Genomic DNA, 26,497 nt, shown 5'->3' with positions numbered 1-26,497 from the left:
TTCTCTGTTTTTCATGTTAGAAACCAATGTTTATACCGAATGTAAATGTCCGGGTTTTCGGATACCACCATACGTAACTCATCGGCTTTTCCGGGTCACAACCATCGGGTACGCTGCTCCAGGTGCAGAGGTTGTATCCACTGAAGTAGAGGCGGCACTTGGTCAGGTTTGCCTTTGCAATTAATCGTTTGGGAAGCGAATAACCAACTTCAATGTTACGCAGAGACAAGAAGTTACCATTTACAATCCAGATGTCATTCTGGTAAGTTCCCGTATCGCGGTCACTGTCTATAGCATTGTAGCTGCCATAGGTAGGACGCGGGTAGGTGGCGTTCACGTTGCGCGGGTCGAGCGGATCGTCTGTATAGTAACCCCATGTTTTAACTACTTCATGAGTACCTTGGTTACCCCATCCTGACCAAGCTACAGCCGGAGAGAGGAATACATCACGGTTCAGGTAAGCGGTAAACACGGCGCGTGCGTCGAAGCCTTTCCACTCGATACCGAGGTTGATGGTCGGAATCAATTCAGGAATAATGGTGTAAGTGTCCGGTACCATGTCGTTGGAGTCAATCTGACGGTCACCGTTTAAGTCCTTGAATATGGCGGTTCCTAGTTTCTGTGCACCATTGGAAGCTGCGTTATACGGATATTTTTCAGGATGGTCAATAGCATCCTGCTGACTGGTTGCGATCAAGTTAGGGTCAGTGGCCCACTGTATGAATTTGTAGCGATTCCAGCCGCCGACACCATTGTTGAATGAACTTTCGTACAAGCCGGCTACGGAGGTATAGTCGTAGATACGGTTACCCGTTTTACGCTGCCATTCCACGTTAGGCTCTGTTTCGTCCATTTCAGTAATCTTATTGGTGTTGTAGGTCACCATACCTTCAATGTAGTAATTGAAGTCACCGATATGGCCACGATGGCCGATTGTTGCTTCAAAACCTTTTGTTTCAGCTTTTCCGTAAGAGTCTTTTGCTACGGCAATTCCTAAAAGAGAAGGTACACTGGTACGGTCGACCAAAATATTGGAACGCCATTCTTTGAATACATCGATTGCACCATAGAGCTTTTTGTTCCAGAAGTCGAAGTCCAATCCGATATTCAGCATGTCCGAAATCTCCCATTTGTTGTTGGCGTTTCCTGCCATCGTTTCTGCGAATCCGTTGACGTATGAACCTGAATAACCAAAACCGTAACCGGTAGCAGAACCATACGTATTCTGGTAAGCATAGCGACCTCCGCCAGTAGTGGATTGTCCCGAGCGTCCATAGGAAGCACGGAGTTTCAGAAGACCAATGTTCTTATTTTTCAACCAAGGCTCTTCAGAAGCTACCCAACCTGCAGATACACCGTAAAAAGTTCCCCAACGTTGGTCTTCCCTGAAATTATCACAACCCATGCGTGAGATATTTCCGGAGAAGATATAGCGGTTGGCATAGTCGTAAGTCACCTGTCCGTTGTACGAAAGATAACGGTTGGAAGATACATACGTGTTAGGCTGGTTGCGGTAAGCACGGGCAAAAGCACGGGCTTCTACTGTGTGCTGGCCAAACTTATTGCTGTAACCTAAGCCACCCATCAAGTTCAGGTTGTAGTAGAACTCACGCTGGTTGGGCGTCGGGTCACTCAATGCAGAATAGGTGGTGTATTGCGTATATTTGAATTGCGACGGATCGGTCACGTCCATATTCATATAATCATAGTTATATGAGTTGACGCTGTTTCGTTGAGTAGACTCGAATGTTTCGTAAGAATCGAAACTTATGGTTGCATTCACTTTCAAACCTTTCAGTATTGGGCTTAAGTCGCCGTTGATGTTTACTGTGGAGTACAGGTTACGGCGGCGGTTCTTTTCCTGACCGGAAGCAGCCAAATAACGGCCGGCGTTGTTGGCAGTACTGGAAGCATAAATCTGTCCATTCGGTGTATATACCGGTTCCATAGGGTTAGCTTCGACAACTCCAAATGTAGTTAAATTGAACACACCTTCCGTGGGCTGGGTAATGTTATCGATACGGCCACCCAAGTCGAGGGATACATTAAGGTACTTGGTTACGTCGATATCGATATTCGAACGCAAGTTCCAGCGGTTCAGGGTATGTCCGGTATTGTAATTTTTGTTATAGTTGGTCCATTTGTCATTCCACATACCTTCCTGACGCAGATAAGAGAATGAAACATAGTAACGGGCACGTTCGTTACCACCACTGATTTGCAGGTTGGTCTTATACATCGGAGCCGTTTCACGATAGAGTTCGTCGGCCCAACTGGTATTGAAGTATCTATACTTGTCGATGCCTTCCAGTTCTTCTCCATTGGATACACGGCGGTACATCTCAATTTGTTCATCAGTGTACATAGGATCTTGTCCGTCCAGATATTTTACCCGGTTACGTGTCAGGGCCATGTTGTAAGAATTCTGGTTTTCCATTTTGTTACTTAACATCTGGAAACCCACTTCCTGTGTGAAGTCGATGTTTGTCTTTCCGGCGCTACCGCGTTTGGTAGTTACCAAGATGGCGCCATTGGCACCACGCATACCATAAATGGCAGTAGCGGCAGCATCTTTCAGGATGGTGATATTTTCGATGGGGAATGCGTCGAGGAAAGAAAGGTCACGTTCCACATTGTCCACAATAACCAGCGGGGCGCGTGCTCCGGTATTCATGGTGCGGATACCGCGGATATACATGGCTGTTTCCGTCCAACCTGGCTCACTGGACCATTCGTAAGTTTCCATACCGGTAACGGTAGAGGTGAAAGCATTCTGAAGTACAGTGATAGGGTGCTTTTGTAATTCTTCGCCGGTTACTACAGAGGTTGATTCGGTAACCAACTTCTTGGCTTTACGTCCGAATGCTATAGGAGTAGTATGGAGATATTCATCGAGATCTGATTCCAACTCAATTTTGAAGCCTTCATTGAAATCAACCGGTATTTGTGTTTTTTTGTATCCCACACTGCTGATACAGATTTCGTCAGACGCTTTTACGTTTTTCAGACTGAAGTAACCATTTTCGTCGGAGAGGACGATGCGGCTTTCTTCTGCGACGTTTATTACGGCTCCGGCAACCGGGTTGCCTTCGGTGTCCACAATGCGACCTTTCAATGTTTGTGTGGTCTGTGCCCAGACTGTGCCGGTCGCAAAGAGTAGGATTCCCAGTAGCAAGGCTTTGCCTGCTCCTGTTAATTTTCTTATGATATGATTCAAATTATACATATTCAATATTTGATTTAAGGATTACCATTCCGGATTGTTTTCAATTCCTGTCTTCCAGTATTCCCCTTCAGGGATAGGATAGAGATACATCTTCTTTTGGAATACGCGTTTTTGGGCTACTTTGCGGGTGATGGTACCGTTGGTAGCTACATCAATACCGATGATATCGCGTCCCAGTGCTTCTTCTGCTACGTTCCAGCGACGTACATCCCATGCGCGATGCTCTTCGAATGCCAATTCTATGGTGCGTTCTTTGCGGATGAAATTACGCATCTTTTCCTTGGTGTTCAGATCTGTACGGTCAGCAACATTGCCAGTGATGCCTGCGCGATGGCGAATCAGGTCGAGTTGGTCGTATACTTCCTGACAGGGACCTTGCACTTCGTTCACGGCTTCGGCGTAATTCAGCAAGATTTCCGCATAGCGGATGATAGTCCAGAGGCGGCGCGAGTTACCGCTGTGGTTTGCACTCAGAATAGTTTCCGGAATGTATTTGCGTACATAGTAGCCGGTTGGGGTTGCATTGGCATTACCTACCGGATTATCGCGTTGCCCTCTGACTACGTTGATTACACCTCCGCCCCAAGATATGCCATTGTAAAGGATGGATGCTGCCAGACGTCCATCGCGGTTAGCCCACATGTTGGCGTCGCTATATCCACTTGACGCATTGATGGCCGGAGTAACTCCATTGTAAACCGGAGCCCCTGTTTGGTCATATTCCTGGAAAGGTGAACTTCCGTCAATCATGTCGTACATATCTACCAGATTTTGTGATGGGCAGAGGCCACCATTGCCACCTTCACCTACCGGAGTGTCATTTGAAATACCACTCCATGAAATAGTTCCGTCATTGCGATAGAAGATCATTTCTTTATTGGATTCTGTATATGGAGTCAGCAACCAAGCATTGGTTAATGCCGTTTTTGAATCGGTACCTTGCATCAGTGCATAATTGCTGCCATAGGTGTCGATGAATCCTTTTGCGGCATCGGCAGCTTGTTGCCAGGTAACGCCTGATTCACTACTGTAGCGCGGACTTGCCATGTAAAGCATGATGCGGCTATAAAGTGCGCGTGCCATGGGTTGACCGATACGTCCGGCGAGATTTTGAGCGGAAGCATCTGCATAATTCATCAAACCGTTTTCACATTCACTCAGTTCTTTCAGGATAAAGTCTACCACGTATTCTTTTATAGTGGGGCGAATCTTATAGTCACTCAATAAATCACCATTAGGGTCGAGTACTTCTGTTACGATAGGAATAGGACCGTAACGCAGGAAGAGTTCCCAATAGAACCAAGCGCGGAGGAAACGAGCTTCGGAGATGTAGTTGGTTTTATACTCAAGATGTTTATCTTCTGTCAAATCTGGATTTTTGGGCACATCTTCTATACGTGTAATTATCATGTTACATTTACGGATACCGCGGTAGTAGTGTTCCCAAGTGGCGCTTAGTTCGGCTGAACCGCCGCTACCGTAATAGTTGCCTATATTGAATGTGGTACGCACACCACCAGTTGCATAACTGGTTTCTGCCAAATCTGTAGCAGCATCCAACCAAGAATTGTTGATGCGGCAGGCACCGTGACGCAAAAAGTTGTAAGTGTCATAATGGAACTGTGTCATTAAGTTCCAGTCGCCGAACACTTCTTCGCCCGTCAACTCATTACTAGGCTGCTTGTCGAGGAAGCCTCCAAACATATCTTCGCAGGAAGTAAGCGTGGCAGAGGCAATGCTCAGGGCAAAAATGCTATATAATAATGTCTTCTTCATTTTTATCAGAATTTAATGTTTACACCAAAGTTCACAGTCTTCATAATCGGATAGCGGTTGGAGCCGTTGCTTTCCGGGTCACACAGGTCATCCAGATGATCCCAAGTGATGAGGTTATTACCGTTTACGTAAAGGCGGCAGTCGCTCATACCCACTTTTTTCACCCATTCGGTGGGCAACGTATAGCTCAGTTCGATATTCTTTAGACGCATGAAAGCACCATTTTTCAGGAAGAAGGAATTCTGACGCTGATTATGGTCACCGTAACTATCGTAGTGCAGCAATGGGTATTTGGCACTTACCAGATTCTCGGATTCCGATTTAGCGGGATTCCAACGATCCATATGATGCTCTTTCACTTTACCACCGCTGACGAAAGCGTACATAGCTTCTGCGTCATAATAACGGCTCACGTGGTCTACACCCTGGAACATTACACTGAACCCGATGCCTTTGTAGTTGCATCCCAAGGTGAGTGCATATGTGTTTTCAGGTACATCGCTATAACCAATGAATGTTTCGTCCCGTTCGTCAATAAAACCATCCTTGTTCATATCGCGGTATTTTAAGTCACCTACCTGTACATTGCCAAAGGTAGATGTCGGAAAATTAGGATCGGCTAGGTCGGCAGCAGTTACGAAACCGTCGCATACCAGTCCGTAATATTGACCAATAGGATGACCTTCGCGTTTGCGGTAATCTGTTTTCAGTGCCGGTTCATCCATGTTCTTAATTTCATTCTTGGCATGAGAGAATGTCAGGCCAACATTGTATGAGAAATCTTTGCCGATACGGTTGTTATGTTTCAACTCGATTTCAAAACCACTGTTTACAGTTTTACCCAAATTGCCGGCTGCCATCGTTACACCTACCCACTCCGGACGTGTCAGGTAGTTGGTCAGGATGTCGTTACGCGTTTCGTGGAAAAGGTCGATGTTACCATTCAACAGTCCGTTCCACAATCCGAATTCCAGACCGAAGTTATACTTACGGGCGCGCTCCCAAGTTACAGCGTAGTTGGGATACTGTGTTTCGTAGATTCCTGACTGGCCGCTGGTACCGAATATATAGTCGTTGCTGATCTGGCTCCATTTCTCTTCATAGAGGAAGCGTTGGTCCACACCGTTCACCTTATATACATCATTACCCACTTCTCCGTAAGAAGCACGAATCTTCAGGTTGTTTAACCAATCTTTGGTGCTTTCCATGAAAGATTCGTTGCTGATGCGCCAACCTACAGAGAAGGCGGGGAAGAAACCGAAACGTTTACCTTTCATGAAGTTCTCCGAACCATTGTAACCGAAGTTGATTTCGGCTAAGTAACGATCGTCATAACCATAAGTGGCGCGACCTACCAAACCTTGGTAACGTTTTGCCAAATCAGCTCTGTAACGATAGTCGTTCTGGTTATAAAGTACCATGGCTGTAACATCGTGCCTGCCGAACTTGCGGGCATAGTTGATTTGAGCTTCCATATAGAGTTTGTAGATGGTATAAGAATCTTTGCTGCCTGCCATTTCACCGTCGGTGTTGAAACGGTTGTAGGCATCGATATTTCCGAAATCATCACGGTTGTTCAATTCATAAGTGGCAAAACTAGCCCCGTATAGGGTTTTGTCATAAGAGTCGTAGTCGAATGAAGCCATACCTTTTACGCTCAATCCTTCGGTCAGCCAATCCATCTTATAATCAAGGATGAAGTTGGTTTCGTTGATGGTATTCGTGGCTTTGTAATATCCGCCTTTGGTCAAGGATGCTACGATATTATTCTGGTACTGTGAGCTACCACCATAGATGGTTTCCTGCTTTTCACCGTTTTGTACCACTGTAGATACGGGGAAGAGCCATCCGGGAGTATGATTCATTTCATAAAAAATCTGGCTGTAATCTGCTCTTTCAGTAGTATTGGAACCTTTACGTTCTTCGAAACGAGTACCAAAGTTGACGGAGAAAGTCAAGTCTTTCGTCAGGAACAGGTCCATATTAGCACGGAATGCATAACGGCGGAAGCTGGGGCTTGAAGAATTACCATACTTGTCGTTGCTCAGGTTCTTAATCAAACCTTTCTGGTCGTATAATTCGCCGGAAGCGTAGTAGCGCATACGCTTTGTACCGCCACGCACGCTGACATTATAGCGTTGTGCAGGAGAAGAACTTTTCAATACTTCATCATACCAGTTTACATTGGGATATAACATTGCATCCAAACCGCTCAATTCACCGGCACTTGATTTGCGATACATTTCTAGATCGCTGGCAGAATACTGTGAAGGAAGTCCATCATTGGCAAGGGCTTCTTCCAGCAAGCTGACTGATTGATAAGAATTCAGGTAAGTATCTGTACGCGTCGGGCTTTGTATCTGCCAGTTGGCGGTCAGACTAACTTCCGGTTTTTGCTCTCTACCACGTTTGGTAGTAATCAACATAACACCGTTTGCACCGCGAACACCATAAACAGCCGTTGCCGAAGCATCTTTCAATACTGAGATTGTTTCAATATCGTCTGGGGCAATCTGCGAGAATTCACGCTCTACGCCATCTACCAAGACAAGTGGTTGGGCATCACCGGCAAATGTGGCGCGACCACGGATATAGATTTGTGTATCATCCGAACCGGGGGCACCGGAAGTCTGTGAGGTGATAACACCTGAAATCTTACCAGCAATGGCTTGGGATACGTTGGCGGCAGGAGATTGGAGCAACTCTTTAGAAGATACCTGTGAGATGGCACCTACCACGCTTTCTTTTTTCTGTGCGCCATAACCTACTACTACGACTTCGTCCAGCATTTCAGAGTCTTCTTTAAGAGTGATGTTGAAAGAGGTTTTGCCTGCTACAGGAAGTTCTTGCGTAGTATAGCCTACGAATGAAATTTGCAACACGGCTTTGTCGCTTACTGTCAGTTTAAAGTTACCGTCAAAATCTGTAATTGTACCATTAGAAGTTCCTTTTTCTACTACACTGGCGCCGATAACAGTTTCACCGGTGACATCTTTCACTACACCTGTCACTTGCTTGGATTGTGCAAAGAGCATTTGTCCGGTCAGCAGGAAGGCTAATGCCAGCAGCATACCCGCCAAGCGCGGGGCTGCTGATATTGTGATTGTTTTGTTGTCCATAATATATTTTTGTTTATAGAAGTTATTACTTGAATAACGGAGTGTACAGATAACAATTTGAATTATCCATCTTAAGATGAGCTCCATCTACAATAAGGAATGCCCGTATCGTCTGGCTTCCGTCACCGCAGTCTGTCACAAAGGTTTCTTTATACACGTTGCCATTCTTGCCGGTAGCTACTGCAGTGGTTGTCACCGTAGCGCCGCTACGCAGGATGTCGATAACGACTTTGGCGCCTTCCATGTCGGCACGGAAAGTGTCCCAGTCACCGTATCCCTCGCTGGTCCATGTGCCCGAGGCATAGCTGTCACCCCATCCGTAAAGGTCGGAACGGATGACGAAGTATTCGGCATAGTCACTTCCACCCCGTTCGGCATCGGTGCAGAGGCAGAGATTCCAGTTGTTCCAGTTGCCAACGCCACTGGTGTGATTCTCGAATTCAAGATGCAGATTCTGTCCGACGGGGATTTGGAAATAGTCTGAAAATTCTGTCCACCAAGCAGCCGAACAGTCTTCAGCACCGATAGTAGTCTTTGCCACTGGTACTGTGGTCAATGCTGTGGTTTTTTCAGCGTCGAATACGATATGTGAACCATCCATTATAAAGAAGGCTCGGACTACTTGTGTGCCGTCACCGCAAGTGGTGGTGAAAGCTTCTTTGTACACGTTGCCGTTGATGGCTTTGGCCACTGCCTCTACAGCTACCGTTGCTCCGTTGCGTTGGACGGTCACAGTCACTTTTGCACCTTCCATGTCGGCACGGAAAGTATCCAAGTTATCATAGCCCTCGCTGGTCCATGTGCCCGAGGCATAACTGTCACCCCATCCGTAAAGGTCGGAACGGATAACGAAGTATTCGGCATAGTCACTTCCGCCTCGTTCGTCATCGGTACAGAGGGCAAAACACCAGTTGTTCCAGTTTTTAGCGCCGCTGGTGTGGTTGGTGAACTCGAACTTCATGCTGCCGTTGACGGGCATTCTGAAATAATTGGAGAATGCTGTCCACCAAGCTGCTGAGTTGTCTTCTGCACCTACAGTGATAATGGGGTCGCCAACAAGATATTCGAATGCACCTTCGCCGTCTATGTTCGGCACCTGGCATTGGCTGTCGGTAATTTGATTGCGGTAAATTGCGATATCGTCTATCCACATCTCTTGTGTAGGAGAGTCTGAACCATTACCTATATATACATAAGGTGTACCAGCCATGAACTGTACAATCTTTCCGAAGTCAAAATCTGATTTCTGTACGGTCTTGTCGATACGCTGTTTGCCGTCCACATAGATGCTGTAGCCGTCATTGCGGACGGTAATGGCCATATAGTGCCATTCTCCGGCGGGTAGCAGTAATGGATTTTGAGATACTTTGTTTGTTTCGGGGTTGTTGACCTCGTATTCGCCGTCCACACCTTCATACTTCAGCCAGCCGTTGGCGGTGAGGAACATGCGCTGTGTGCCGTTGCTGTTTTGGAAAGAGAAGAGGGCACCTGTTAAGTCCGACTCCAATTCTTCTTCCGTTTCTTCGTCGATGCGGAGTGCCTGCTTCACCCAGAACGTCAGTGATACGCCATTCTGTACTTCGACTCTGTTCAGTGGATTGAACATACGGGCATAACCGTCAGGTAGGTGAAGTACTTTGCCATGTACATCGTCGTCTTCAATCTCAGCTATGTCTCCGCCTTCGTAGGCATAATAGTTGAGGCTTTGAGGATCGAATTCTTTATCCTCAAAAGTAATCTTTACAACTTGCTCTAATTTGGGAGTCTTCTGATTTCCTGCCGGAGGATCCATTTGCCCCCAATCCTCGCAGGCCCAAAATGAAAGGACTGTAAATGCCGTCAGCATGAGTGTCGGCCACTTTCTTGTCTTCATAATACAGATATTATTGGTTTAACAATTAGTTATTCTACTTTACCTGAGATGTAGAGTAGTGATGCAAAAGTACGCTCATACATGCTTTTAGAGGTGGACAAACGAATATTAGAGGTGGACAAATGAGCATATAAGTGTAGAAACTACAATTATTCTGATCATTGACTTATATGAGATCTATTAAGATACTTTGTTAGGGCGGAATTAATTCAAAACTGATAAGAAATGAAGATACTCAGTGAATCATCATTTAACTCAAATCTGTGCAGAAATGAAAGCAATAACAATAAAACAACCGTGGGCTTCTTAGACAGTTCACGGTATCAAAAATATTGAGAACCGGACATGGGCGTGTTCTAATAAGTATATTGGGCGGAGGGTGCTAATTCATGCCGGAGCAGACAAGCGTAGAGGATGGATTTTAAACAATACTCAATCAGGCTCACTCCGTACTTTATAGCACTGACTTTGACGATTTGCCTTTTGGTTCCATCATCGGTAGTGTGGAGATTGTAGACTGTGTACAGAACCATGCATCTGTTTGGGCGGATAAAGGTGTGTATAATGGGGTATTGGCTAATCCTATCTTATTCCCTGAACCAATATCGGCTAAAGGTAAGTTATCTCTTTGGGAATATGATAGGATTTTGGAACCTGTGTCAGATGGCGATTACAAGATTCGTATGTGTCGTATATGCGTTGATGAAAAAGTTCAGGTGATGAGTATGGGGAATTATTTCGTATGTAAAGTATGAAAGAGAAAGACAGCAAAGATAAGACTTTGGCAAGGTTTATTTATCATAATCTTTATGCTATTAATATATAGTCTTATTTCTCATTTCATTTAATACAATGCGATATGAGCGATTTTTCATTAAAAGATGAGCTGACAAGGGGCTGCGCTATATTTGGGCGAAAGGTTATGCTGGTTATATAGTTCTATCACTCTTAATTACTTCTGCCGGGTTTTGCCGTGCAGTCAGCCATACACGCCAGCCTATGCAGAGAGTTATAATAAATGCGGTGCCAATGAATATCACGCAATATATCCATGCGCTTATATTGGTTTGTTCTACGTAATCCTCTAACCAACGCTTCATCAATACGTATCCCAAAGGAAAGGCAAAAACAGAGGCAACGACTAATAAAATCGAATATTCTTTTGCAAACATGTAAAGTATATTTTTCATTGTGGCTCCATTCACCTTACGAATGGCAATTTCTTTGCGACGTTGTTCGCAGCTGAGGGTTACAAAGGAAAATATACCGAAAGCGGATATTAGAATACAAACCGTAGACATGACGGCCAATACCTTTATGAGCGAGTTTTCCGATTGTATCTCTTTTTCATACTCTTTCTCTGCATCGCGCAGGATATAATGTTTGCCCGGTAATTGGAGTTCCATAATGGAATCAACATTTTGTTTAAGTTCTTTCCATTGACCGACTTTGTATTTAACTATAATGTCAGTTTCACAACACCAAGGGCCTCTGGTGTCGCCGGAGTGAACATTCTGAAGAAACATCATTGGAGGTATAGGTACAGTAGGAGCAGTATTATGAAAGTCTTTTACGACACCAATAACTGTATACATTCCTATCTTCATGCCTAACGGATGTTGTACTCCGAGTTTCTTAACTGCTGTTTCGTTAATCAGTATTCTATCCGTATCATCCTCATTCAGCATCTCTCCTTCCTTTAGTTTTATTCCATAAAAACGTACCAGCCCCAGTGTGTGATACATAATGCTAAATGCAACAGGAGCATCTTCTTCTTTCTTATCATCCCAATAGGAGAAGACCCCTGCAACACTTCCTTTATAAGGTATGAGGCTACAGGCATTAAGCAAAGTTTCATTTACAAAGGGCATTTTTTTTATTTCATGATTAACTTGTGCTAATTCTCCTTCTGATGTATTCCAACAAGTTATGGTTGCAATACCTTTTCTTTCGATACCAACATCTGTATTTCGTAGAAAATGAGTCTGTTTAATAAGCACAGTTATGCTAAAAATGAAAAGCATACCGATGCTAAATTGAAGTATAAGAGCGAATTTGCGGAATAAATGTCGATTTCCTTTAATAGTGTTTTTATGCTTTAAAATAATAGGAGATACCATACAAAGAGCCAGAATGCTCATGATTACAAAGTACAGCGAAGCTTCAGTGTAAATATTTCCTTCTACCAACGAATACTTTTTAAAGGATTCAGAGAAAAGTTCTATAAAAAACATGCCCAATAAACCGGAAAATAGCAGGATAAGCAAAAAATCTATAGTCAGCATCAGATACAAATGACTCATAGATGATCCGCAAACCTTCCTAAGATTGATTTCTCTTGTACGTATATGCAGGCGGGAGGCGAATAAGAATAAATAATTAATCAGTGAACAAAAAATGACGAGTCCGCCTATGGCAGCAAATAATTTCAAATAATGAATCTGTACAGGAATATCTTTAGTTCTATAATGATATTCCGTTATAGGTATCATGCAGAAGTTTCTGCTAGTATAAGTTCCACCACGGTTGTTTTCAATTTCTATTTTAGTTTTCGCTAATTTTTTTTGGAATGCATCCACATTGCTCCCTTTACGTAGTCGGATAAGAGTTGTATAGTTTTCCCTTGCTGGATCATCCATTTGTATAAGATTACCGAGGAAGTCATATGGAAAGTTCGTATGTTTGCCAAATCCAGAAACAACTGCACAAATAGTTTGCCGTTCATTAATCTTTTTTCCTATTACGGATGTATGTCCATAAAGTTTCATTGCTACCTCTTCGGTAATTGCAACTTTATCTGGAGAATATAAAAAATCAACACTACTTCCTTCTTGGATTCTGACATTAAACATTTTTATAAAGGAAGAGTCGATACGTGCAAGGGTATGCGGAACTTGAGTACTGTCTATTTGCACTTTTTCATAATTCCATAATACACATGATGATTCTATTTCTGGAAAATCCAGTTTCAATTGCTTGTGCACTGCATAAGGCAGGCCGTATGAAGCAATGTTATTGATGTCTATAATATCTTTTCGACCAACCCAATATATTCTATCCGTCCCCTCATGGAAATCGTCATACGTCATTTCATAATGTATCCATAAGGTGGCAAGGGCAAAGCAGGTGAAGCCTAACGCCAGACCAAAGATACTGATAATATTTTGTGTTTTGTACTTCCATATATTACGGAATGCTATCTTAAAATAATGTTGTATCATAGTTTATGTTTACTTATCTGTTATTTATTCTTGATGACTTTTATAGAATTTCTAATACTTAGTTTTCAAATCTTATGCCAAAATTGTAACATCTTGTTTATTAGTTATATATCAATTTTAAGATGTCAATATAATGTGCGAATATGCACTGTTTTTGTGCATATTCGCACATTGTATAGTATACATTGGACCACCCAATTATTGGAAAAGTGTTCAAAAGAGAGAAACTGTATTTAGAATGTACTAGGAGTGGAGTATAATATTAGGTGAAATATTGATTTGAAACTATGTGTGTGAGGCGAGTTCTTACACGCTTTTTTATTAACCATAATTGACTATCAATGAAGATAAGTAAGAAAAGTAACTGAAGTCCCTATTCTTCATTATTCATCAGTTCACTTGGTGTCATATTGAATTGCTTGCTGAAGCAACGAGCAAAGTATTTCGGATCATTAAAGCCTACTTCATACGCTATTTCAGCAATATTCATATGTTTTGTTTCCCGGTTTTTGAGGAGTAGTTCCCGTGCAGTATTTAATCTGTAGTTACGTATAAATTGTCCAGCTGATTGTCCGATGAGGCTTTGGAGCTTTTTATTCAGCAAGCTTTTGCTGACTCCAACGGCCTCACTGAAATCACTTACTTCGAAGTAAGGGTTTTTATAGTGTTCTTTTATAACCTCCATCACCTGGTTGATGAATTTCTTGTCTCCGGATTCCTCCTCTATATTAAGTATCTCCACATCCATGTCTGTCTTGAACTTCCGTTGATAGCGTCTGCGATTATTCAGGATGTTTTCGATGCGGGTTAATAACAGAGCTTCATCAAAGGGCTTTAATAGATATTCATCTACCCCCGTGCGGTAACTTTCCAGTCGGGTTTCCGGCGATGTTTTAGCAGTTAGCATAAGGAAAGGAATATGTGAGATGGTAAATGTTTCTTTGACCCGACGCGATAGCTCTATACCATCCATTATGGGCATCATCAGATCGCTGATGATAAAATCTACAGGTTGGTTGTTTAGCACATCAAGGGCTTCTGCACCATTGGTAGCTTCGAGTACATTATAATAATCACGGAGAATGGAACGAATATATCCTCTCATGTCTGCATTATCTTCCACTACAAGAATGGTCAGGGCAACTCGCTCTTTGGGCAATTCGTTCTTTGTCGTTGCTGCTGTCGATGGTATATTATTTTCAACGATAAGTTGGTCGTTTATGCTTTCTTCTTTTGGAAGTGGAAGTAGGATGCGGAAAGAGCTACCGGCAGTGTGGTTATTGTGCACACAGATTTCTCCATCGTGCATCTTCACGATGCGTTTGCAAAGGTATAATCCGATTCCTGTACCTGTTTGACCGTATACAGGGTATTTCGTTTGCTTTTTAGATTGATAGAAACGGCTGAATATTTGTGCAGCGTCTTGTTCCGGAATACCTGTCCCGGTGTCGCTGACACAGAGATAAAGTGTTTCTTCTTTATCGTTTTTAGCCGGAAGAGTGGCTATGTATATGGATATGCTTCCGCCATTCGGTGTGAATTTGATGGCATTGCTTAGTAGGTTGGTGATAACCTTGTGCATAGCTTCCTCATCAAAGAATATCTCGGAATTTTTCATGTGGAAATAGTGTTTTATTGCAATATTCCGTTCTCCGGCAAATACTTCAAAAGGAGTAAGCAATGAATGTATAAAGCTCACAAAGTCACCTTTAACCTTAACGATATTCAGTTTACCGGATTCCACTTTTCGGAAATCCATCAGTTGGTTGACAAGGGATAGCAGATATTTGGAGTTACGTTCCACGAAGTTTAATTGTTCTATTACTTGTGGATTATAACTCAACTTTAGTGCACGTTCGATAGGACCGATAATTAAAGTTATCGGCGTCCGGAATTCATGCGTTATGTTGGTAAAGAAAGCTATCTTATCTAACGTCAGTTCTTGCACTTTGTGTGCCATACGGCTCAATTGAGCTTTTTGCCGGGTGATTTTCTCGTTTTGCTGTGTCAGCATCCTGTTCTGCCGGGAGAGTGCTTCTGTCTGGTTTTCTAATAATAGTTTTTGTTGCTCCAGTTGGTAGGTGCGCTCTTCCACGGTGCGATGTAATAACTCCCGTTGCCGTTTGAAGTTTCGTATGCGCCATTGGTAAATTTGCCATGTAACAAGTAGTGCCAAGCCTACAAGTAGCAATATGAACCAGGTTGTTTTATAAAAGTAAGGTAGGATGGTGACCTTTAGCTCTGTCATATTCTCAGCCCCGTCTCCTCCATCAGGTGTATATTTCACTTGCAGGGTATAGGTGCCCGGGCGCAAGTTAGTATAGCTCGCAAACCGTCTGTTTCCGGGTGCTTGTACCCATTTGTCCTCAAAACCAAGTAGCCGGTAGCTATAAGTGGCTGTATTATCGGGCTCAAAATTCAAGGCAGAGAATTCCAGAGAGAAAGACTTCTCTTTTTCATGCAGTTTTATTTCCTGAATAACGGCAATGTCTTTGGGTAGATACTTATTGCCGGGCAGAATATTCTCATTTCCGATTCTCAATCGTGTGAAGCGTATGTTGGCAGATTGAACAGTAACAACCGGTAAATTGCTTTCGATGGCTGTCAGTCCTGCTACGCTGCCGAAATAAAGTGTACCGTCCGAAGAACGACATGAGGCATTCCAATAGAATTGTGCATCTGGCAAGCCATCTTGTTTAGTGTAATTGGTAAAACGGTTCTCGCTCGGATGAAAGCAGGAAAGTCCGTTATTGGTTCCTATCCAGATATTTCCATTGACATCTTCTTCCAGGCTTCGTACATTATTGTTGATTAAACCTTGGTCTGTATTATAAGAAATGAATCTTTCTTTGCCTTGCTCATCAGTCATCCGTTTGTATATGCCATATCCGTTACTGCCCAACCATAATGTCCCGTCTTTAGCTTCGCAAAAACAACTGATTTTCTCTATTAGTCCCGATTGGGGATTATTCAGTTTATAGTTTAAATGACGATACTGGAATTCTCCTTCCTTTGACTGGGGAGACCGGGAATTAAGATCTATGATGTAAGCACCTTCTGTAGAACCTACCCATAGCTTATTTTCTTTATCAATAATGGCGCCGAGGCAACCACGGATATTTTCTGCCATACGATTAGCAAAAGGAGAAATGAACTTTTGAGTTGCCATATCATAGAAAAAGAGCCCTCTATTGGCACCTACCCACATCCCATTATTGATAGGATCATAAACAAGTACTGCTATGAAGAATAATGGAAATCCTGTTTCCGGGTGTGTATATATCACTTGAAGGGGACGATTGGGTGCTTTAGGATTCACTATATTGATTCCGCCGCCCCAAGTGCCTACCCACAATCGGCCTTGATTGTCATTGACAAGACTGCTAACTGAGTTATGGCTTATTTCACCACGTTCCCATTTATAGTGGAGAAAATGTTCAGTTCCTTGTTTTTTCAGATTCAGTCCTCCTTCTACTGTACCTACCCACAAATTGCTTTCCTTGTCTTCATAAATAACATTTACCGGGTTATCTGACAAGCTTGAGGGATTTTCTTTATCATGTTGATAATTGTGTATCGCCAAGCGCTTCGGAGTCAATTGATTGATTCCACCACTTTCAGTGCCGAACCAGATGTGCTGTCCGTCTACTTTTATACAATTAATAAAGTTACTGTTTAATTGCTTGTTGCCATTTGAATTATGAGTAAGTCGTTCGAAGTTATCGGTGATGGGATTGTAAATGTTGGCCCCACGTAAAGTTCCTGCAATCAACTGTTTATTATCGGTAATAGCGAGACTGGTCAGATAATTTTGCGATAACGAATGAGGATCATCCTGAACATTCTCATATAGTTTTCTTGTATTGTTATTTTTGTTGTAGCGAAACAACCCTACGTGTGTAGCTATCCATACTTCATTTTCTTTGGCCAGCATATCTTTAAAATAGAGCTCAGGCCAAAAGGTCAGTTGTTCTGAAATAGGACTTTTCTCTAATTTATCTTGTGCTGCCGGATTGATTTTGTAGATGGTACCATTAATTCCAGTCCATATTCTGCCGTCTTCGTCGATATCTTTTAATATGAGGTCCGGCTCATGCAGTTCGGGCAAATCTAAAGTAGATAGTGTCTCTATGTCACCCTCCGCACTGAAGGTTATCCGGTGGAGGGCATTGCTGCATTGCAACCAGATGCAACCCTGTGAATCGAGAATGATGGTATAGGCGGGTTGGTTTATTAATCGGGGTAGAAATTCCTTGGGGTCATTAGGTATGATAGATTGTAGGGTGGTCAAGTCGATAATATCCGTACCTCCTTCGGACACAATCCAAAGACGCTGAAAATTATCTTCATATACATTGCGTATAAAATTGCTTTTAAGTTTGCAGTGAGGAGTATTGGGATTGAAATTTATAAATTCATAGCCATCATAGCGGGAGAGTCCGCCTCCGGCAGTGGATATCCAGAGAAAACCACGGGTATCTTTATAAATATCATCAATGAAATTGTGGGGTAGCCCATCGTCCATGGTGATGTAAGAGACATTATACTGGTCTGCGAAATGCTCTTGTGCCTGTAAGGATGCAGACATAATAAAACAACTATATATAATAAGGTATATAAAGGAGTGGTTTTTCATCTTGTTTCGTATTATTAAAGCAAAGTTAGAAGATTATCTGGAAGTTTTAAAGTAGAGATAGTATTTTTTGAATTGAATTGGTTGATTGTCCACCTTAAATATCCGTTTGTCCACCTGCCAACATCTGGCGGGGCGTATTTTTGCAGCAGAAATTATTATTTGTTGATATTATGAGAAACTTACTACACATAGCTGTACTGCTGATGGGCAGCCTGTTTACCGGCTGCACCTCTTCTGTTTTTACCCCCACTGCATCACCTAATCCGTGGGCAGATGATTACTCTTCACTATCTTCCATGGAGAATTACCGTTCATGGGGAACTTACAACGTACATGATCCGTCTTGCTGCAAGATAGGCGATTATTATTATATGTATTCCACGGATGCTATCTTCCGGGAAAATCGTAAAGAAGCAGAAGAAAAGGGGGTGCCTTTAGGCTTTATTCAGATGCGCCGTTCCAAAGACTTGGTGAATTGGGAATTTCTTGGCTGGGCATTGCCCGAGATTCCGCAGGAAGCGGTGGAGTGGGTGCACTCTCATGCAGGAGGGCATGGGGCAACAAACATCTGGGCGCCTTATATTATTCCCTATAATAATAAGTATAGACTATACTACTGTGTGTCGGCTTTCGGACGTAAGACATCCTATATCGGGCTGGCTGAGTCGAATTCTCCGGAAGGCCCCTGGACATTGGCCGGGTATGCTGTTAAGACAGATGATACGACAGCCATGAATGCCATTGATCCCAGTATTACTGTAGACCCTTCAAATGGTAAATGGTGGATGCACTACGGTTCATTCTTCGGTGGTTTGTATTGTGTAGAATTGAATCCGGAAACCGGACTTCCTCTAGTAGAAGGTGACAGGGGCCATCTGGTGGCACGCCGCGCCAATTATAAGAAAGATAATCTGGAAGCTCCGGAAATTATTTACAATCCTGATTTGAAAGAATACTATCTGTTTGTATCCTATGATCCATTGATGACAACTTACAATGTACGTGTGGGACGTTCAGATAAAGCGGAAGGTCCGTTCATTGATTACTTCGGTAAAGAATTGAAAGATACGACGAATAACTTTCCTATTTTGACAGCTCCTTACCGTTTCAAGAACCATCCGGGTTGGGCTGGAACGGCGCATTGTGCAGTATTCACTTCAGATGACGGACAATATTTTATGGCTCATCAGGGACGCTTGTCACCACAAAACCAGATGATGGACCTCCATGTGCGGCAAGTATTCTTTACTAAAGATGGCTGGCCTGTTGTGTCGCCTGAACGGTATGCAGGTAGTAATCCTCGGGAGTTCTCTGCAGCAGATTTGGTTGGCGAATGGGAAGTGATCCGTGTACAGGAACCTCTGTATGAACGCCAGCTGGAAGCCGGACAGATATTGTGGGGCGAAGGTGAACTGCAAGATGAAGAGTGGAATATGTCTTACTTCGTATATCTGGAGAAAGATGGAAAGTTAGGTGAGAATAAAGGAATCTGGGATTTTGCCAAAGAAGATCAATCCTTGCAACTGACACTCAATGGAGAAGTGGTAAAGAACCTGATTGTGTTTGCCGGGCACGATTGGGAGAATGAAACAGAGACAGTTCTCTTTACAGGTCTGGATAGCCGTGGGCGTTCCGTATGGGGAAAAAGAATTAAATAATCAATTATAATTTTTATTTTGAAACCATGAAAAGATACACTGGATTATTGGCGGCGCTGACCCTTACCGCGGGCATAGCGCTTCAGGCACAAACTAATGAGTTTGTGATACAAACCAAGAAATTAGGCGCGAAGATTCAGCCTACTATGTATGGGCTGTTCTTTGAAGATATCAACTATGCCGCTGACGGCGGACTTTATGCCGAGTTAGTGAAGAACCGTTCGTTTGAATTCCCGCAACATCTGATGGGATGGAAAACCTATGGCAATGTAACTTTGCAAGATGATGGGCCTTTTGAAAGGAATCCGCACTATGTCCGCCTGGCTGACCCGGGGCATCCGCATAAGCATACGGGACTGGATAATGAAGGTTTCTTCGGTATCGGTGTAAAAGCAGGAGAGGAGTATCGCTTCTCTGTATGGGCACGTTTGCCCCAAGGCGGAACATCCGAAAAAATCCGTATTGAACTTGTAGATACCAAATCTATGGGTGAGCACCATGCTTTTGCTACTGAGACATTGACGATTGATTCGAAAGAATGGAAAAAGTATCAGGTTATCCTAAAACCGGGTGTAACTGATCCGAAGGCAACTCTTCGTATTTTCCTGGCATCGAAGGGTACGGTTGACCTGGAACATGTTTCTCTGTTCCCAGTCGATACTTGGAAAAGACATGAGAATGGTTTGCGTAAAGACCTTGCGCAAGCTTTAGCTGATATCAAGCCGGGTGTGTTCCGCTTCCCTGGCGGATGTATCGTAGAAGGAACGGATTTAGCTACACGCTATGATTGGAAGAAGTCTGTGGGTCCGGTAGAAAACCGTCCTTTAAATGAGAACCGTTGGGAATATACTTTCCCGCATCGTTTCTATCCCGATTATTTCCAAAGCTATGGATTGGGATTCTTTGAATTCTTCCAACTTTCGGAAGAAATAGGGGCGGAGCCACTTCCTGTATTGAGTTGTGGCCTGGCTTGTCAGTTCCAAAATCCTGATGCAGAGGCACATGTAGCTGTCTGTAATTTAGATAGCTATGTACAGGATGCTCTTGATCTGATTGAATTTGCCAATGGAGATGTGACTACGAAATGGGGAAAACTGCGTGCTGATATGGGACACCCGGCATCGTTCAACCTGAAATTTATAGGTATAGGCAACGAGCAGTGGGGGCCAGAATATCCAGAACACCTCGAACCGTTCATCAAAGCTATTCGTAAAGCCTATCCGAATATCAAGATTATCGGAAGCTCCGGTCCGGACTCTGAAGGAAAACAATTCGAATATCTGTGGCCGGAAATGAAACGCCTGAAAGTTGACTTGGTGGATGAGCATTTCTATCGTCCTGAAAACTGGTTCCTGAATGAGGGAGCACGCTATGATAACTATGATCGTAAAGGTCCGAAAGTTTTTGCAGGAGAATATGCTTGTCATGGTAAAGGTAAAAAATGGAACCATTTTAATGCCGCTCTGCTTGAAGCTGCATTTATGACCGGATTGGAGCGCAATGCGGATATTGTACATATGGCTACTTATGCTCCTTTGTTTGCTCATGTGGAAGGATGGCAATGGCGCCCGGATATGATTTGGTTTGATAATCTCAACTCTGTCCGTACTGTAAGTTACTATGTGCAGCAACTTTATGGGCATCACAAGGGAACTAATGTGCTTTCTTTGACGATGAACAAGAAAGCTGTAACAGGCGCCGCAGACCAGAATGGTTTGTTTGCAAGTGCGGTTTATGATAAAGATAAGAATGAAATCATAGTAAAGGTTGCTAATACTTCCGATAAGGCCCAACCTCTGTCATTGAAGTTTGAAGGATTGAAGAAACAGGATGTATTGTCTGATGGGCGTTGCATTAAGCTTCGTTCGGCTGATCTTGACAAAGATAATACGATTGAGCAGCCGTCTGCCATTCAGCCTCAGCAAACTCCGGTTTCAATGGATGGTCAGATGCTGAATGTAGAGTTGGAACCGAAGACATTTGCTGTTTATATCTTTAAAAAAGGATGAAATTAATGGATAAGTTAAGGTTTAATAAGGTTAGATTTGGATTGGTTTCTTTTGTACTGGTAGCCTCGCAAGGGCTATCAGCACAAAAAGATACCACTTTTGTAGCTGACGGCAATCCGATCATCAAATATAAATATACAGCTGACCCTGGTGCGATGGTGCATGATGGCAAAGTGTATATCTATGCCGGACATGATGAGTGTCCGCCACCGGCTGAACATTATCTCTTAAATGACTGGTGCGTCTTTTCTTCATCTGATATGAAAACATGGACAGAGCATCCCGTGCCCTTGAAAGCAAAAGATTTCTCCTGGGCAAAGGGGGAAGCATGGGCAAGTCAGGTTATTGAGCGTGATGGTAAGTTCTATTGGTATGTCACTGTGGAGCATAAGGATGTTCCCGGAAAGTCTATCGGTGTGGCTGTTTCCGATTCACCAATCGGACCTTTTGTCGATGCCCGTGGTTCTGCTTTAATAACCAACGATATGACCACAGAACGAACTAAAATCTATTGGGATGATATAGACCCGACAGTCTTTATAGACGATGACGGACAAGCCTACTTGTATTGGGGCAATACCCAGTGCTATTATGCCAAATTGAAAAAGAATATGATAGAACTGGATGGTCCGATTGTTTATGTAGATTTGTCTCGTTTCACGGAAGCTCCCTGGATACATAAGCGCGGAGAGTGGTATTACCTTTCTTATGCATCTGAGTTTCCCGAGAAGATTTGCTATGCTATGAGCCGTAGGATTACCGGTCCTTGGGAATATAAAGGAATACTGAATGAAATAGCCGGTAACTCAAATACCAATCATCAGGCCATTATCGAATTCAAAGGCGACTGGTACTTCATCTATCACAATGGCGGAATAAATCCCACAGGAGGAAGCTATAGGCGTTCTGTGTGCATTGAACGCCTGTACTATAATGAAGATGGAACCATCAAGCGGATTCAGATGACGACAGAAGGAGTACAATAGGATTAGAGATTAGAATATATTTAGAGATTAGATTAGGTTAGTTAATTAGTTTATTGAAAAGGCAAAAAGAGAAGGGCGTCTCCCCGTGGATGGGAAGACGCCCTTTTAAAATTGAGTTGAGTTGTTTTTAAACTAATCTGCGTGCACCGTCGCTGATAACTACATCATAAACTTTCGGGCTTCTGCCGAATTTTTCTTTGAATTTATCTTTGGCATTCTGAATGAATGTATCATACAATTCATCTCTTACCAGATTGATTGTACAACCACCGAATCCACCGCCCATCACGCGTGAACCTGTTACGCCACAGTCAAATGCAAGGTCATTCAGGAAGTCGAGTTCTTCGCAACTTACTTCGTAAAGTTTGCTCATACCATGATGTGTTTCGTACATCTTCAAACCTACAGTTTCGTAATCACCTCTTTCCAAAGCATCGCAAACATCGAGTACGCGTTGGATTTCCTCGATTACATACTCTGCACGCATGAAGTCTTCTTCGCTGATTTCAGCTTTTGACTCTTGCAACATCTCCATGGTACAGTCACGCAGGAATTCTACGTGCGGATGTTTTTTCTGGATAGCGGCAACAGCAGCCTCGCAACTTTGACGGCGCTTGTTGTATGCAGAAGAGGCCAATTCGTGTTTAACCACAGAGTCTACCAATACCAAACGATAGCCTTGCGGATCGAATGGGAAGTATTGGTATTCCAGTGAACGGCAGTCCAGACGGATGAGGCTACCCTGCTTGCCAAATACGGAAGCAAACTGGTCCATAATACCACAATTCACACCACAATAGTTGTGCTCAGTAGCTTGTCCCACTTTAGCCAGCTCGAACTTGTCTATCTTGTTGTCACCGAATAAGTCATTCAGCGCATACGCATATGTACTCTCCAAAGCGGCAGATGAAGACATTCCCGCACCCAAAGGTACATCGCCGGAAAAAGCTGTATTGAAGCCCTTTACATCAACGCCACGCTTAATCATCTCACGACATACGCCGAAGATATATCTTGCCCAGCTTGCACGAGGAGCATCTTCTTCCTTCAAACCGAATTCTACATAATCCTTCAAATCGATGGAATAAGCTTTCACTGTGTCAGTGCCATTCGGTTTAATTTCAGCAATCATGCCTTTGTCGATTGCTCCGGGGAATACAAAACCACCGTTATAGTCTGTATGCTCACCAATGAGGTTGATGCGTCCCGGAGAAGCGTAAACTGCTCCTGTTGTTCCGTCAAAATGCTTGATGAAACGGCTTCTTACGTGTTCTATATCCATAATCTTTTCAAATTTATAAGTGAATAAATTAATTACCTATTAATTGCGTTAATCCTCTACTGGGATATCTTTATTTACATTTTTACAACCTACCAAGCCGTAGAACAGCAGATAAGCAAGAGCTGCGATAATTAGCCAGTAGCTGGCCATATAACCTACAGAGTCAGAGATACTTTGTTGGATTAACGGCAATACACCACCACCAACAACCATCATCATAAAGATACCGGATGCTTGTGCTGTATATTTTCCTAATCCTTCTACTGCAAGGTTGAAGATACCACCCCACATTACAGAAGTACAAAGACCGCAAAGTACAAGGAACAATGCGCTGACAGGTACTTGTGCCATCATAAATCCTTCACCTACGGTGTAACCGGGCATTGAAACTGTTACATCTTTCGGAGTGAAGATAGCAATCAATACAAAAACAATAGCGGTAGCAGATACAACGATTAACTGTGTGCGGCTGGAAACCTTACCACTAATAGCACTACTTGCAGTACGTCCTACAAGCATTAACAACCAGTAGATGGCAGCAATAGCACCACCGATAGCAGCACCGTTCATCATAATTCCGGCACCCTTATCACTTGCATCGGCAAGATAGAAGTTCAGTGTACCCGGGATACCAATTTCGATACCTACATAAATGAAGATACCAACTACGCCCAATACAGTGTGACGGAAGCTCCATGGACTGTGAGAGAATTTTTCTTTCTTCGCTCCACTTTTCTGAAGATGTGGCTCAGGGATCGCTACAAATGAAATGATAATAAATGCAGCTACGAATACACCCATGGCAACGAAGAGGAGAGGAGCAACATCTGACATGGCTGTCTTGGAAGTCACCGTACCAATCAAGGCACCTACGAAGAGCGGAGTCAACGTACCGGACAAAGAATTAAGAGCTCCACCTGTTTGAATCAACTGGTTACCTTTGTTACCACCACCGCCAAGGAGGTTTAACATCGGGTTCACCACTGTGTTAAGCATACAAACACAGAAACCGCAGATGAATGCACCAAGCAGATAGATGACAAAGTTTAATTTGATGACATATTCACCGAATGCAAATACTTCGGCATTTGCTCCGAATAAACTGGAAAGGTATTGTGTGAACAAACCGAGGAAACCTACTGCCATTGCAATCAATGCAGTTTTTTTGTAACCGATTTTAACGAGCATGTTACCGGCAGGAATTCCCATAAACAGATATGCCAGGAAGTTCATCATGTTTCCCATCATACCTAAAGTGTTAGAACCTGCATATTCATTTCTCCATATTGTACCGAATGGTGCAGCAAGATTCGTAACAAAGGAAATCATCGCAAAAATAAAGAACATTGTAATAATAGCGACAAGATTACCGTTCTGTTTTTGTTGTGTCATGGTTTTTAATAAATTATTAGTTTATAAAATTAGGTTAGTTATATTCATTCTTGTACACCAAACTTGTAAATGGTTACTTGTTGGTATTCGTCGCCCGGAAGCAGTACTGCCGACGGGAAATGTGGTTTGTTAGGGGTGTCGGGGAAGCATTGTGCTTCGAAACAAACAGCACTTCGTGCAGGGAAAGTTGCTCCATGTGCGCCGGCAAAGCCGCCCAGCCAGTTTCCGGTGTAGAGTTGCACGCCGTTCTCTGTGGTATATACTTCCATGGTACGTCCACTTTCCGGCTCCGTATAAGTGGCGGCAAGGCTTAATTCACCACTCTCAGTCTTATTCAGTACGTAGCAATGATCGTAGCCGGCACCATTTACCAGTTGCTGGAATTTATCATCAATGCGTTCACCTATTGTATGCGGTGTGCGGAAATCCATAGGAGTACCCTCTACCTTCAGGATTTCTCCTGTCGGGATAGACACTTCGTCAATGGGAGTATAATAATCAGCGTTGATGGTAATGGAGTGATTCAGAACCGTAGGGGTGGGATTGGCAATACCTGCCAGATTGAAGAAGCCGTGGTTGGTGAGGTTTACGACAGTTGCTTTGTCGGTGGTTGCCCGGTATTCGATAACCAGTGCGTTGGTTTCATCTTCCAAGCGATAGGTCATTTCTACTTCCAGATTTCCGGGGAAGCCCTCTTCGCCATCAGCAGATGTATAGTTGAATACAACGGTAGTTGGGTCCGGTTGAACTGCATCCCATACTCTGGCGTGGAAACCTGTGGGTCCGCCGTGCAGAGAATTTGGTCCGTTGTTGATTGTCAGATTGTGCTCTTCGCCGTAAAGAGTGAATTTGCCTTTGGCGATACGGTTACCATAGCGTCCGATGGTAGTGTTGAGGAAAGGCTCGGGGCTGTTGATTACATGGTCTATACTATCGTGACCCAAAATCACATTAGCGTACTTCCCGTTCTTGTCAGGTACCATAATGGAAAGGATGGCGCATCCGTAGTTAGTTACTGCAACTTCCATTCCCTGAGCATTTTTCAGAATAAATAAATCAGTCTTTTTATTATTTATATCTTTTTGAAAGTCATTCTTGTCCAAACCTGACAAGTTACTTTCCGTTGACACGGTGTTTATCATATCATGGTATAATTTAAATTTCTTGCAAATAAAAAGAAATTCTTCCGTACTCCCAAGTGTTTATCTTGAAATGTGAAGAACATTTTAGGAAAGTTTAGCGTTTAACATTTACGAGGCGAATTGATATTTTTTGTAAGTTTGTCGCGTTAATCTAAAAAAATGTAACATTTTTATTTA

13 protein-coding genes are annotated in these 26,497 nt (G+C 43.2%); 4 read left to right on the top strand and 9 right to left on the bottom strand.

Features of this window, described 5'->3' with window-relative positions; translation table 11 throughout:
• Positions 1–16: 16 nt before the first annotated feature.
• The 4 genes from HMPREF9447_RS17745 to HMPREF9447_RS17730 form a co-directional block, all read right to left on the bottom strand.
• Positions 17–3,226, bottom strand: coding sequence for a SusC/RagA family TonB-linked outer membrane protein (locus HMPREF9447_RS17745; RefSeq protein ID WP_009131141.1), 3,210 nt, complete (start codon positions 3,224–3,226; stop codon positions 17–19).
• Between the two features lie 21 nt (positions 3,227–3,247).
• Positions 3,248–5,002: a RagB/SusD family nutrient uptake outer membrane protein gene (locus HMPREF9447_RS17740; protein WP_009131140.1), complete on the bottom strand. Its 1,755-nt coding sequence runs from the start codon at positions 5,000–5,002 to the stop codon at positions 3,248–3,250.
• Positions 5,003–5,007: 5 nt separating this feature from the next.
• The gene (locus tag HMPREF9447_RS17735) at positions 5,008–8,073 is read right to left on the bottom strand and encodes a SusC/RagA family TonB-linked outer membrane protein (RefSeq protein ID WP_044138434.1); all 3,066 of its coding nucleotides are present in this window, start codon (positions 8,071–8,073) and stop codon (positions 5,008–5,010) included.
• Between the two features lie 73 nt (positions 8,074–8,146).
• Entirely contained in the window at positions 8,147–9,994 is a 1,848-nt protein-coding gene (locus HMPREF9447_RS17730; RefSeq protein WP_009131138.1) for a LamG-like jellyroll fold domain-containing protein, read from the bottom strand.
• Positions 9,995–10,470: 476 nt separating this feature from the next.
• On the opposite strand from HMPREF9447_RS17730, the gene HMPREF9447_RS29150 reads away from it, so the two are divergent.
• Positions 10,471–10,749, top strand: coding sequence for a hypothetical protein (locus HMPREF9447_RS29150; protein WP_244267642.1), 279 nt, complete (start codon positions 10,471–10,473; stop codon positions 10,747–10,749).
• A 174-nt stretch (positions 10,750–10,923) separates the two neighbouring features.
• Here the strand turns inward: HMPREF9447_RS29150 and HMPREF9447_RS17720 are convergent, their stop codons facing one another.
• Both HMPREF9447_RS17720 and HMPREF9447_RS17715 read right to left on the bottom strand, forming a co-directional pair.
• On the bottom strand, positions 10,924–13,215 hold the full coding sequence (locus tag HMPREF9447_RS17720) for an ABC transporter permease (protein WP_009131137.1): 2,292 nt from the start codon (positions 13,213–13,215) through the stop codon (positions 10,924–10,926).
• A gap of 373 nt (positions 13,216–13,588) precedes the next feature.
• Positions 13,589–17,851 carry a hybrid sensor histidine kinase/response regulator transcription factor gene (locus HMPREF9447_RS17715; RefSeq protein WP_009131136.1) on the bottom strand — a complete coding sequence of 1,421 codons (4,263 nt, stop codon included), beginning with the start codon at positions 17,849–17,851 and terminating at the stop codon, positions 13,589–13,591.
• Between the two features lie 170 nt (positions 17,852–18,021).
• Here HMPREF9447_RS17715 and HMPREF9447_RS17710 point away from each other — a divergent pair, with 170 nt between their 5' ends.
• From HMPREF9447_RS17710 to HMPREF9447_RS17700, 3 genes are read left to right on the top strand one after another with little or no spacing between them, the layout of a single operon-like run.
• Positions 18,022–19,509 (top strand): arabinan endo-1,5-alpha-L-arabinosidase, encoded by a 1,488-nt coding sequence (locus tag HMPREF9447_RS17710; protein ID WP_044138346.1) that lies wholly within the window; start codon positions 18,022–18,024, stop codon positions 19,507–19,509.
• A gap of 26 nt (positions 19,510–19,535) precedes the next feature.
• A complete protein-coding gene (locus HMPREF9447_RS17705; protein WP_009131134.1) occupies positions 19,536–21,518 on the top strand; it encodes an alpha-L-arabinofuranosidase C-terminal domain-containing protein in 1,983 nt (660 codons plus the stop codon).
• 5 nt (positions 21,519–21,523) lie between these two features.
• Positions 21,524–22,504 (top strand): glycoside hydrolase family 43 protein, encoded by a 981-nt coding sequence (locus HMPREF9447_RS17700; RefSeq protein WP_009131133.1) that lies wholly within the window; start codon positions 21,524–21,526, stop codon positions 22,502–22,504.
• Between the two features lie 127 nt (positions 22,505–22,631).
• Here the strand turns inward: HMPREF9447_RS17700 and galK are convergent, their stop codons facing one another.
• The 3 genes from galK to HMPREF9447_RS17685 are packed head-to-tail and all read right to left on the bottom strand — an operon-like array spanning position 22,632 to position 26,320.
• Positions 22,632–23,786: a galactokinase gene (gene galK / locus HMPREF9447_RS17695; protein WP_009131132.1), complete on the bottom strand. Its 1,155-nt coding sequence runs from the start codon at positions 23,784–23,786 to the stop codon at positions 22,632–22,634.
• 48 nt (positions 23,787–23,834) lie between these two features.
• On the bottom strand, positions 23,835–25,178 hold the full coding sequence (locus tag HMPREF9447_RS17690; protein ID WP_007214525.1) for an MFS transporter: 1,344 nt from the start codon (positions 25,176–25,178) through the stop codon (positions 23,835–23,837).
• A 44-nt stretch (positions 25,179–25,222) separates the two neighbouring features.
• On the bottom strand, positions 25,223–26,320 hold the full coding sequence (locus HMPREF9447_RS17685) for an aldose epimerase family protein (RefSeq protein WP_009131131.1): 1,098 nt from the start codon (positions 26,318–26,320) through the stop codon (positions 25,223–25,225).
• Positions 26,321–26,497 lie beyond the last annotated feature (177 nt).

Source organism: Bacteroides oleiciplenus YIT 12058 (genome assembly GCF_000315485.1).
GTDB lineage: Bacteria > Bacteroidota > Bacteroidia > Bacteroidales > Bacteroidaceae > Bacteroides > Bacteroides oleiciplenus.
This window is presented reverse-complemented; position numbering and strand designations above follow the sequence as displayed.